The following is an 11828-nucleotide window of genomic DNA, read 5'->3' on the forward strand; positions in this document are numbered from 1 at the left end:
TATATTAAATATCTAATAAAAAATAGATTTATTAAAGCTTTTACATTTTGCATTGGTTAATTTTGTAATTTAAAAGTCTATTATATAAAAAATAATTTGAGAAGAGAGATTATACAAACACTTGATGGTTCAACAACTATTCAACTCCAAGAATGGAATGAATGCTATCATTCTAAACATGGTGCCATTCAGGAGGCGAAGCATGTATTTATTAAGAATGGACTTTCATTATTTCAAAATAAATCTATTTCCATCCTGGAGATAGGTTTTGGTACTGGTTTAAATGCATTTATTACTTTTTTAGAAGCTCCAAAACTCAATTTGAACATTGATTATGTTGGAGTAGAAGCTTTTCCTATTTCATCTGATGAGATTCTTGCCATGAATTATGTTAATGAATTAGAAGCAGTTGATCAAGATTTAATTTTCAAAGCAATGCATTCAAGTATTTGGGAACAAAAGAATAGGTTGTCAAATACATTTTCATTAACCAAAAGAAAACAGTTTTTTGAAAATATTAATGATATAGAACAGTTTGATTTGATTTATTTTGATGCCTTTGGGTATAGAGTGCAACCAGAATTATGGAGTACAGAAATTTTCAGAAAGATGTATACTTCTTTAAAACCAAATGGAACTCTTGTAACTTATGCAGCTAGAGGAGTTGTAAAGCGAAGCATGATTGAAGTAGGTTTTATTGTTGAAAAATTAGCAGGACCTCCAGGGAAAAGAGAAATGTTTAGGGCGACAAAAAAAGAACTTATATTATTGTCAATTAACATTTAGTTTGTAAAATCTAAACTTATTTTATTTAAATTTGATTAAACAATTTATTTATATAATACATAAAAAAAGTTTGTAATTCCATGAAATGAGTTGTTAATTTTTCGCAAACACGATTGTTGATATGCGAATTACATAAGACCAATAAAAAATAAATGTCAACATATGAAAAGAACCATGTTTGCTTACACAAAAAGCATACTTGAAAGAGTAAGTTTTGATCCTCAACTTTTTTGTAAAGAATTAGAGAAAGCATTAAAAGTGCTTTTGCCTTATGAAATCGAACAATTAACGGAATGGCTATTAAGCTATACAATTGAAAGACCTGAATTAAGGCAGTGTCTTATTTATGTTAACAAATAATTTTAAAAGAGCTTAAATGGCTCTTTTTTTTATTAATATAGTTTTATTTGCAGATTTATATTGTAAGTTAAATCTTTAAAAATAAATATTTTAACGTTATTTATCGTTTTTTATAGCACTTAAACGTCTTTTTTTAATTATTTTTATTGTGTTGAATGTTTTTTTATTTTATATTTACCGAAAGTTAATTATTTAAGATAACCCCTAAATCTTAGTATTATGCCTAGAATGATTTACGACTACACAAAATCTGTGCTCGAGAGAGTAAGTTTTGATCCGATTCTTTTTTGTAAAGAATTGAGAAAAGCAATAAAAAATTTATTGCCATATGAAATTGAACAACTAAAAAAATGGTTGCAGAATTTTACATCAACTGAACATCCTGAACTAAGGCAATACATTAGTATTGTTAGTTAGTTTAAAATAAAAGAAGGAGCTAAATGATCCTTCTTTTATTTTTTATTTAGAGGACTTATAATTTCTACATTCTGAAAAGCAATTGCCCCTCTTATAACTCCAGATATAGTATTTCTAAGCGCATCTATAATTTGAATTTTTAATTCATTTTTCGGATAGATTATACTTATTTCTCTGGCTGGTTTAGGTTCCTTGAAATGTTTTAATTTTAATTTATCTTTGTCTTTTAGGTCTAAAGTGTGAAGATAAGGCAACAACGTTATTCCTAAACCTTCATCAGCTAATTTTATTAAGGTTTCAAAGCTTCCGCTTTCTATTTGAAAATGATTGATTTCACTTTTACTATAATTTTTGCATAAATTCATTATTCCGTCTCTAAAACAATGTCCATCTTGTAACAATAAAATGTCATCAAGATTCAAATCAGAAACTTCAATCTCGTGCTTTTCGTGATTTTTATGCCCCTCTGGAATATAAGCAACAAATGGCTCAAAATATAAAACAATTTCCTTAATTTTATCTTCCATCAGCGGAGTTGCTGCAATAGCAGCATCAAGATGTCCGTTTTTTAACTTTGTTACAATTTCTTCGGTATTGAGTTCTTCAATGATTAGCTTTACTTTTGGATACTTTTTAATAAAATTATTCAAAAACATAGGCAACAGAGTTGGCATAATAGTTGGAATGATTCCTAATCTAAACTCGCCACCAATAAATCCTTTTTGTTGCTCAACGATATCCTGAATTCTATCGGCTTCATTTACTATATTTTTGGCTTGAGTAACAATTTTTTGACCAATATCGGTTAGTTGGATTGGTTTTTTTGTCCTATCAAATATTTGTATGCTTAATTCTTCCTCAATTTTTTGTATTTGCATGCTCAAGGTAGGTTGAGTTACAAAACATTTTTCGGCTGCGAGAGTAAAATTTTTATGTTCGGCAACAGCCAAAACATATTTCAATTGTGTAATTGTCATTATATAATAAATTTTGATGCAAATGTAAAAACAATCGATTTAATTTATGGTAAAAAAAGAAACTTTCACAATTAAAATTGAGTTAATTTTTTAAGTTACTTTAATCAAGCTATTTAGAAGTTTTTTATAAAAGAAAAAAGTTTGATGAATTTATAATCATCAAACTTTTAAAGTCATCTAGTTAACAAAAGCTTAGATTAGAACATTGTTATTACAGCGTAATATAATGGCAATCCAATCGTAATATTAAAAGGAAAAGTTACTGCTAATGCCATAGGTAGATATAAACCTGGGTTTGCATTAGGAACAGCTATTTTCATGGCTGCAGGCACTGCTATATAAGAAGCACTTGCTGCAAGTACTGAAAATATAAAACGATCGCCTATTTCTTGAGTGATATATCCACTTAAAATGGCAACTAAACAACCATTTATAAGCGGTATCAAAATGGCAAATGCAAACGTAAACCAACCATTTTTAATAAAGTCTGATAATTTTCTTCCACTTGTCATACCCATATCGAGCAAGAAAATTACTAAAAATCCTTTAAATAAATCAGTTGTAAAAGGTTTTATACCTTGAGCCTGACTATCGCTAGCCAACATCCCGATAATTAAACTACCAACAATTAAAATAACACTACCGTTAGTGAATGAATGTTTAATTATTCCTGAAATTTTAATGTCACTATTTTTTTTGTAAAAGGAAATTAATATCACACCAACAATTATTGCGGGAGCCTCCATTAATGCCATTATGGCGACCATGTGACCGTTAAAGTTTATTTTTTGTAGTTCTAAAAATGAGATTGCAGTTACAAAAGTTACAGCACTTACTGAGCCATAAGCTGCAGCAATGGCACCTGCATTTTCTACTCCAAGTTTCTTTTTTAAAATAAAAAAAGTATAAAAAGGAACAATTAATGCAATTGAAATACCAAACATTACTGACCAAAATATATCCATATTTAAAGTGCTGTGTGCAAGCTCTTGTCCGCCTTTAAATCCTATGGAGAATAACAAATAGAGTGAAATAAATTTGGATGAATTTTCGGGAATTTCTAAATCGCTTTTTACCTGTACTGCAATTATTCCTAATAAGAAAAATAGTAATGCGGGACTCGTAAGATTATCCATTAAAATTGTTGTATTCATAGTTTTTGTTTATTTGTTAGTTTTTGTTTATTCGATTGTAAAGTCAAAATTTTCTTCTTGTGCTCTATATAATCGGTCGTTTATGCTAATTCCTATTCCTTTTTCGGGTACTTTTTCCGCATAAATAGCCTCAAAATTCATAGCGTCCAGTCTATGCATTGCAGCATATAAATTTTGTGCAGCCTCATTAATATCTTCATTTAATGATAATTGAATATACTTATTATAAGAAAGAGGTTGGCTCGTTTTTTTAAAAAGAAGAAATCCTATGTTTTTGTTTATATTGTTTTCAATATTATCTGAAATATTTTCAGAAACGAAGAACTTTGTTTTAGGTGAATAATGTTTGCTTAACATTCCTGGAGCTTCAGGTGATGCTGATGCCGTATTTTTAGTTTCTATTTTACCAATAATTTTTTCAATTTCTTCTTTAGAAATGGCCCCAACTCTATACAATATTGGTTTATTATTTTCAAAACCAATTATAGTTGACTCGATTCCTTTTTCGCATGAACCGCCTTCTAATATATAGGGGATTTTATCACCTAATTGTTTTTTTACATGTTCAGAAGTGGTTGGACTTATATATCCAAAAGGGTTGGCACTCGGTGCAGCTAAAGGAAAATCTAATTTTTCTAGAAGTGATAAAGCAATTGTATGCGAAGGGATTCTAATTCCTACCGTATTCTTTCCTCCTGTAACAATGTCAGGAATAATTGATTTTTTTTCTAATACTAAGGTTAAAGCTCCCGGCCAAAAATGGTTTGCTAAGTCTAATGCAATAGCTGGAATATTTTTGGCAATAGTATGTAAATAGTCAATAGACTTAATATGAACTATTAAAGGATTAAATAAGGGTCGCTTTTTTATTTCGAAAATTTGTGCTAAAGCTTTTTCATCGAATGCATTTGCAGCTAATCCATATACTGTTTCAGTTGGAATAGCAACAACATATCCTTGTTGTAATAAATTTGCAGCTACTTTAATTTCTTTTTTCATAATCTACGGATTGCAATAATCACAATACATTGGGTCTTCCCATTTTTTTCCATTAGGAAACATTTCTTCGGTTTCATAATTGCATTTCAAACAAGAATAAATATGTGATTTTATTGATCGCGTTTCGCTTCCGCAAAGACTACATTTTAATCCTGTTTTTGTTGAGGTGATTCCAAAACCTGGCGTTTCACATTTTGGACACTTAGATTTAATTTTTTCAATTAGTTTGCAAGCTGCTTTTTCAATAACTTTCATCCTAGTTGGATTATACATCGCTCTCATATCAGTTTCTGCATAAACCGTAGTATATTTTAACGAAATTTCTGCATACTTTTCTTTCAAATCATCCCATGTATGTATTCCTTTAGCAATAATACTAAAATCTTTTTCAGCATTTTTCAATATTATCGCATGAGATGGAAATTGTACTTTATTTGAAAAATCAATAAGTTCTTCATAATTAGTAACGCTTGTTGCGTTAAAATTGGTTTCAAGACTTATTTCACGAACTACTATTTCTATATCATTTTTTAAATCAATAAAAATTAGGATTTCATCATCGGCATTGGCAAAAAAAATACTAGGATGAGCCCCAAAAGATCCTTCGCTTGCAATTCCTAAATCGCAATTGTATTCTTTCATTGCAGCAATACATTTTGCTTTAACCGTTTCATAAGAATTCAAAGTTCTTTCTAATTCTCCTGAAAAAGTGCCAAAAATATCCGTATTATAATTATCAGGAGTAAAGCAATTTATACCTAAATTACTTTCAAAAATAGGTACAATTACCTTTTCTTTTTGATGCTGTGTTGCAATGATTAACTTTCTTCCCTCAAACATGTATTGTAATTACTGGGTTAAGACAATTTCAATTGTACTGTTAATTTTAAGTTTCATCCCTTTATCTTCTGCTTCTTTAATGATTTTTTTTATTGCCTCATTAGATTCAGTAAGAGCTTCGATTCTTTTTTTGGAATGTGATGCGTCACTATTAAAACGAATTTGATTGCTAAAAGAATCTAATTGATGAAACTTAATCTTGCTGTTTATTACTGACATAAGAATTTTCAATGCTTCAGTTGGGGTAAAATCTCCTTCTATTAATTGAAATTTGTATTCTTTATTTGCTTCCATAACTACTATTGTCTTTTACTCTGCAAACCTATTTCTATTTTTTTATAAATTTTTATTTATATTTGTTATGATAAACATTAATATATTTTATGAATTATACGCTTCATCAATTACAAATATTTTTAAAAGTTGCAGAAACTAAAAGTATTACAAAAGCTTCTGAGGCTTTAAACTTGACACAACCTGCGGTGTCCATTCAAATGAAAAATTTGCAGAATCAGTTTGATATTCCCTTAACTGAGGTTGTAGGAAGGCAATTATATATTACAGATTTTGGATTGGAAATTGTAGAAACGGCTCAAAAAATCATAAATGAAGTTCAAGCAATTAACTATAAAACCATGTTGTTTAAGGGAATTTTATCAGGAAAATTAACTATTTCAGTTGTATCAACAGGTAAATATGTAATGCCTTATTTTTTATCCGATTTTTTGAAATTAAATACTGGAATTGATTTAAACATGGATGTAACAAATAAATCTAAAGTAATAAAAAGTTTAGAAAATAATGAAGTCGATTTTGCTTTGGTTTCTGTTTTACCTAAAGATGTTAATTTGAATTCTGAAATTCTATTGGAAAACAAATTATATCTCATTGGTAACAATGAAGTAGTTATTCCTGATAAACCCTTTAATAAATCTATTTTTAGTGAAATACCTCTGATATATAGAGAAGAGGGTTCTGCAACTCGATTGGTAATGGAACAATTTTTTGAAAGAAACGAAATTAAAGCTCCTATGAAATTGCAATTAACTTCAAATGAAGCTGTTAAGCAGGCCGTAATATCAGGTTTGGGATATTCTATAATGCCATTGATTGGTTCTAGAAATGAATTGCAAAGCAAAGAGTTGCAAATAATTCCAGTTTCTGGTTTTCCTATAAAATCTGATTGGAGATTGGTTTGGCTTAAAAATAAAGCTCTTAGTCCTGTTGCACAAGCCTATTTAAATTTTTTAAAGAAAGAGAAAGCGCAAATTGTAGCGAATCATTTTTCATGGATTCATACTCTTTAATTTTTTTTGAATTAATATTGCAATTATTTTAAACTAAATATTAGTTTTATTTAGTTTAAATTCGTCTCTCAAAAAACTTAAATCATAAACAAGTTTTAATAATCATTATGTCAGACTTTTACAAAAAAATATTAGATAACAATAGGATTTGGGTTGAAACCGCTTTGGCATCCGATCCTAATTATTTTCAAGATCTCGCAAAAGGACAAACACCACCATTATTGTGGATAGGATGTTCGGACAGTCGTGTTCCTGCAAACGAAATTATAGGTGCAAAACCTGGCGAAGTATTCGTACATCGAAATATTGCTAATATGGTTGTACATTCTGATATGAATATGTTAAGTGTTTTAGATTATGCTGTTAATGTTTTAAAAGTTAAGCACGTCATAGTTTGTGGGCATTATGGTTGTGGGGGTATTAGAGCTGCTATGGGTAACGATTCTATTGGAATAATAGACAATTGGATTCGACATATAAAAGATGTTTACCGTTTGCATCAAAGTTATTTAGATTCAATTGTTGATGAAAATGATCGATTTAATGCTTTTGTTGAACTTAATGTGAAAGAGCAAGTTTACGATTTAGCCAAAACATCAATCGTTCAGTCAGCTTGGAAAAAAGGGCAAGACTTAACCCTTCACGGATGGGCTTATGGCTTAAATTCGGGTTTTGTAACTGATTTAGATGTAAATATTAGTTCTGATAAGGATTTAGATAAAGTGTATCAATTAAAATTTTAATACCAGTTTTACAGCTTTTTATTATTCATTTTCATCCAGATTCTCATTGAAGGCAGATGGTAATAAAGTAGGGATAAATTTAATTAAAATAGGCAATAATAAACTTCCGCCTGGTAATAAAAATATTGTAAGAGACGGAATGGTTTTGCAAATGTCTAAGATTTGTTTTTTAACTTTCTTTTTTTCTTTTTCGTTTAAATCTCTTCGGGTAGAATATGCTAATAACACCATCAATTCTTTGCTTTGAAGAATTTCTTTAATTAATCTTTTTTTATTCCGAGTAATAAGTGTTACAACACTTTGAGTTGTATGGTCGTAAAAATGTTTTACCGGATTTGAATAATTAAAATAAGGTATGTCTTTTTTATGTTTGATTATGAAGTCATTAGTATCTTGAATACTTTGATTTACAAAATCTTCCGAAACCTTTAAAATTTCAGCAAGTTTATATAAAAAATAGGCTTCGTTATTTTCAATTTCGCCGTCATTCCACATTGCCATCCCCGCAATATCAATTAAATATTTTTTTTCTAATTCATGTGAAAAAAAATCGAGTTCCAAATTTTCTATACTTTGAATAGTACCTTTGGAAAATTTACTATATCGTATTGATGCTTCAAAAAGTTTAATCAATAAGTCATCGTGTTGCGATTTATTTGATTTTATTTTAAGAGCTAAAGCTAAAACATTTACAACATTTTCCTCTATCTTTTTAAGATATTTTTCAGGAATACTGCCATGAATTAAATATTCCCGAAAAGCTAAAACATCTATAAATAACAAGGCATTTGTAACAAGATGGGTAAAGTTTTTGCTGATACTGTTTTCATTGGTCTGAACACGCTCGTCAATAATTTTTTCTAAAGTTAAAGATGGGGAGTTTGTGGGTAATATTTTTTTAAATAAAGTAAAACCTTGAGGATTCATTTCATTATAAAAAGCTACAGTTTGAATGATAAAATTTTCAGAATCGCAACTGTCTTTTGTCAGGCAAAAGAGTTCAAATAAGGTATTTAATAATGCTATTTTAGAAATTTCAGATTTAAACCAATCATCAATTTTAATCGTATTTTGGGTTGCAATGGCTACAATATGGCCATAAATAAACCCAGTATTTCTTACCTTATTATAAAAAATTTCGTCCGATTTTGAAACTGATTCTTTAGAGAATTTATGTTCAATAAAAAATTTGTCTATCCAACCTGGTGCTGAAGGATTAATCATAGCTACTCTTTAAGCTACAAAGCTAAGTTTTTTTATGAATGAGCAAAAATTTACATTCCATATTTATCCATTTGGTAGCGTTTTAATGAAATGATGCTCTTATTATTCCAAGATAAAATATAATGTTTATGAATTAAACATAGTTTCGGCTGTATCCCAATTTACAACATTCCAAAATGAAGCAATATAATCTGCTCTACGGTTTTGATTTTTAAGATAATAAGCATGTTCCCAAACATCTAAAGCTAAAATAGGTTTACCTTGTATTGTTACAGTAGGAATATCCATTAATGGGTTGTCTTGATTTGCTGTAGAAGTGATAACCAATTTACCATCAGTAACTACTAACCAAGCCCAACCTGAACCAAAGCGTTTTAAGGCGGCTTCACTAAATTGTTTTTTAAACTCTTCAAAACTTCCAAAAGTAGATTTAATTGCTATACCCAATTTTCCTTTAGGTTCACCACCACCATTTGGATGCATCATATTCCAAAATAAACTATGGTTAAAGTGTCCGCCACCATTATTGCGAATGATTTCTGGAAATTTTGACATGTTTTTAAATATCGATTCCATTGTTTTTGATGATTCTAACAAACTAGTTTCTAATGATTCAAGCCCTTTGTTTAAGTTTGTAACATAGGTCTGATGGTGTTTGCTATGATGTATCTCCATTGTCATTTTATCAATATGTGGTTCTAAAGCATCATAAGCATACGGTAGATTTGGTAATGTATATTGACCATCTTTATTTAGAGAAAAAGTTTCTAAAAAAGAGTTATTAGTATTTGCATAAGTATGATTCACTAGGCTTGAACCTATAAATACTCCTGCCGAAACAAGTGCCGATTTCTTTAAAAAATCTCTTCGAGAATTATTATTTTCCATATTACTTAATTTCTTATAAAATTAAGGATTTAATGGCAAGTAGTAATTAAATTTAACTTAAAATTATTTCGATTTTTCACCAACAAAATAATCAGTAGTCGATTTGAATAAAACATTAAAAGTAGTTAGACTACCATATATTCTAGTAATGTATTGTTGCAATTCTACTTTTTCAATTTCTTCAATTTTACTAGCGTTAATTTTTTGTTCCATTACTCTAACACGATCACGAACCATAATGATTTTATGAAAGAAAGTATCAATCGGAATTTCTTTAGCGGCTAATCCAGCTTGTCCCGGATCTAAAATTATTTTTCCGCCTTTCCATTTATCAGCGATTGGAACAATTTCAGAAATATCAGACCATTTTTTTAGAATTTGAAGCAAGCTTTTTTCAACATCATAAAAACTAATTGTGTCTACTTCGTTTTCTGCGGCTTCAATGACTTCAAATTCACTATCAATTGTAATTGTTTCTAACCCATTTTCAATAAAAGTTACCCAATATTCCTTAGAAGATACATTAGTAATTACACCTTTACCGTATTCAGCATGTTGAATTCTAGAACCTATTCCTAATATTTTCATTTTACATTTATTTTTAACGAAAATAGTAAACTATAAAATACAATCAAAAAAAAATCAAATCAAAGATGTTTTTTAGGATAAGATTTGGTTTTTGTTTCTGTATTTTTGCAATGCTTAATTTTATAATTAACAAAACCCTTTTTAGTTTATAAAATTGTATTTCTAATTAAAAAAAATGCGCTTTAATATAAAAAATGTTTTTAGTGATACTATTATTGAATTCATCAGGTTTTTTAAGCAGAAAATAATGAAAACGAAAGTTATTTTATCAACAAAATATTTGTTTAAAGCCTTTTTGCTTTTATTTTTTGTTTTTATGCAATTCAGCGTTATAGGTCAATCAAAAAAAGATTCTACGAAAGTTTGTCCAATAAAATCACTTCCAGAAATTTTCAAGAAAAAAGATTCGGTTTTGGTTATTAAACCGATGAAAAATAGTTTTTTTTTAATTATACCAATCATTGGAGTTCAACCAGCCAATGGTTTTATGTACGGAACTGTTGCTCAATTTACATTTAAAGGAAAAAGTATAATTGATAAATTTTCTTCGGTTAATTTAGGGGCGACATTCACTACCAAAAATCAATTGTTGGTTAATTTAAAAAACAATTTAATTTTAAATGATAACAAAATATATTTAAGTGGTGACTGGCGGTATTATGTTTTTTCACAAGGAAATTTCGGCTTAGGCACTGATATAATTCCTAATAATAGGAAAGATACTGATTTTCAGTTTGAATCTATAGAAGAACCAATGAAGTATAATTATTTTAAGTTTCACCAAACAGTTTCTTTTCAAGTAATTAAGAATTTGTATTTTGGAGCAGGTTTACATGTTGATGGATACACTAATATTGTTGATCAAAAATTAGATGTTGCCAACAATCAATTGACCAATCATTACAACTATAGTAAGAAATATGGCTTTACAGATGCAGAATATTATGTAAATGGACTTAGTATGAATATGGTTTTTGATTCAAGAGACAATCAAGTAAATACCAATTCGGGTTGGTTTGCTAATATTAATTATAGAATTAATCCTCAAGTAGGAAGAAACCAACAGTCAAGTCAGGTTCTCTATTCTGAATACCGTTATTTTCTACCTTTAAGTAAAACTAATTTCCAACATGTATTGGCTTTTTGGACCTACGGACAATTTTTAATTAATGGGAATGTGCCATATTTAAATTTGCCTTCAATTGGTTGGGATCAGCGTAGTAGAGGAGGTAAAGGATATACACAGGGACTTTTTAGGGGTTTTAATTTGGTTTATTTTGAAACAGAATACAGATTTCCAATTAGTTGTAATAAACTCCTTAGTGGCACTCTTTTTTCTAATTTTACTACTGCAAGTAACAAAGAAAATAATATAAAGTTATTTCAATACATTCAGCCATCGGTTGGTTTAGGTTTACGAATTTTAATTGATAAACCAACACGAACCAATATTATTGCAAATTATGGATGGGGTAGAAATTCCGAAGCTTTTTATTTAAATGCAGGAGAGACTTTCTAAATCAAGTTTTTTTTCATAAAAAAAAC

Annotated in this window: 14 protein-coding genes; 6 read left to right on the plus strand and 8 right to left on the minus strand. The window is 28.9% G+C overall.

All coding sequences use genetic code 11. From position 1 onward, the window contains the following. Nucleotides 1-96: 96 nt before the first annotated feature. From mnmD to F6464_RS14575, 3 genes are all read left to right on the plus strand, one after another. Nucleotides 97-786, plus strand: coding sequence for a tRNA (5-methylaminomethyl-2-thiouridine)(34)-methyltransferase MnmD (gene mnmD / locus F6464_RS00795; RefSeq protein WP_151105846.1), 690 nt, complete (start codon nucleotides 97-99; stop codon nucleotides 784-786). 162 nt (nucleotides 787-948) lie between these two features. Next, nucleotides 949-1146, plus strand: coding sequence for a hypothetical protein (locus F6464_RS00800; protein WP_151105847.1), 198 nt, complete (start codon nucleotides 949-951; stop codon nucleotides 1144-1146). Nucleotides 1147-1365: 219 nt separating this feature from the next. Further along, nucleotides 1366-1563, plus strand: a complete 198-nt coding sequence (locus F6464_RS14575; RefSeq protein ID WP_151105848.1) for a hypothetical protein — start codon at nucleotides 1366-1368, stop codon at nucleotides 1561-1563. A gap of 35 nt (nucleotides 1564-1598) precedes the next feature. Here F6464_RS14575 and F6464_RS00810 read toward each other — a convergent pair whose 3' ends face one another. The 5 genes from F6464_RS00810 to F6464_RS00830 form a co-directional block, all read right to left on the minus strand. Beyond that, a complete protein-coding gene (locus F6464_RS00810; RefSeq protein WP_151105849.1) occupies nucleotides 1599-2540 on the minus strand; it encodes a LysR substrate-binding domain-containing protein in 942 nt (313 codons plus the stop codon). Between the two features lie 197 nt (nucleotides 2541-2737). Continuing rightward, nucleotides 2738-3694 carry a sodium-dependent bicarbonate transport family permease gene (locus F6464_RS00815; protein WP_151105850.1) on the minus strand — a complete coding sequence of 319 codons (957 nt, stop codon included), beginning with the start codon at nucleotides 3692-3694 and terminating at the stop codon, nucleotides 2738-2740. A gap of 27 nt (nucleotides 3695-3721) precedes the next feature. Then, a complete protein-coding gene (locus F6464_RS00820; RefSeq protein WP_151105851.1) occupies nucleotides 3722-4693 on the minus strand; it encodes an L-threonylcarbamoyladenylate synthase in 972 nt (323 codons plus the stop codon). Nucleotides 4694-4696: 3 nt separating this feature from the next. Continuing rightward, nucleotides 4697-5533: a DUF6671 family protein gene (locus F6464_RS00825; RefSeq protein WP_151105852.1), complete on the minus strand. Its 837-nt coding sequence runs from the start codon at nucleotides 5531-5533 to the stop codon at nucleotides 4697-4699. Between the two features lie 9 nt (nucleotides 5534-5542). Then, nucleotides 5543-5827, minus strand: a complete 285-nt coding sequence (locus F6464_RS00830) for a hypothetical protein (RefSeq protein ID WP_151105853.1) — start codon at nucleotides 5825-5827, stop codon at nucleotides 5543-5545. An 89-nt stretch (nucleotides 5828-5916) separates the two neighbouring features. On the opposite strand from F6464_RS00830, the gene F6464_RS00835 reads away from it, so the two are divergent. Next, nucleotides 5917-6840 carry a LysR family transcriptional regulator gene (locus tag F6464_RS00835; protein ID WP_151105854.1) on the plus strand — a complete coding sequence of 308 codons (924 nt, stop codon included), beginning with the start codon at nucleotides 5917-5919 and terminating at the stop codon, nucleotides 6838-6840. A 107-nt stretch (nucleotides 6841-6947) separates the two neighbouring features. Further along, nucleotides 6948-7583: a carbonate dehydratase gene (can, locus tag F6464_RS00840; protein WP_151105855.1), complete on the plus strand. Its 636-nt coding sequence runs from the start codon at nucleotides 6948-6950 to the stop codon at nucleotides 7581-7583. A 21-nt stretch (nucleotides 7584-7604) separates the two neighbouring features. Here can and F6464_RS00845 read toward each other — a convergent pair whose 3' ends face one another. The 3 genes from F6464_RS00845 to F6464_RS00855 all read right to left on the minus strand — a co-directional run bounded on the left by F6464_RS00845 (nucleotide 7605) and on the right by F6464_RS00855 (nucleotide 10283). Beyond that, nucleotides 7605-8807 carry an LETM1-related biofilm-associated protein gene (locus tag F6464_RS00845; protein WP_151105856.1) on the minus strand — a complete coding sequence of 401 codons (1203 nt, stop codon included), beginning with the start codon at nucleotides 8805-8807 and terminating at the stop codon, nucleotides 7605-7607. 126 nt (nucleotides 8808-8933) lie between these two features. Beyond that, a complete protein-coding gene (locus tag F6464_RS00850; RefSeq protein WP_151105857.1) occupies nucleotides 8934-9695 on the minus strand; it encodes a Fe-Mn family superoxide dismutase in 762 nt (253 codons plus the stop codon). A 63-nt stretch (nucleotides 9696-9758) separates the two neighbouring features. Then, on the minus strand, nucleotides 9759-10283 hold the full coding sequence (locus tag F6464_RS00855; protein ID WP_151105858.1) for a hypothetical protein: 525 nt from the start codon (nucleotides 10281-10283) through the stop codon (nucleotides 9759-9761). 247 nt (nucleotides 10284-10530) lie between these two features. Between F6464_RS00855 and F6464_RS00860 the strand changes: the two genes are divergently transcribed. Continuing rightward, nucleotides 10531-11802: a BamA/TamA family outer membrane protein gene (locus F6464_RS00860; RefSeq protein ID WP_151105859.1), complete on the plus strand. Its 1272-nt coding sequence runs from the start codon at nucleotides 10531-10533 to the stop codon at nucleotides 11800-11802. Nucleotides 11803-11828 lie beyond the last annotated feature (26 nt).

Origin of the sequence: Flavobacterium luteum (assembly GCF_008806775.1) — a bacterium.
GTDB lineage: Bacteria > Bacteroidota > Bacteroidia > Flavobacteriales > Flavobacteriaceae > Flavobacterium > Flavobacterium luteum.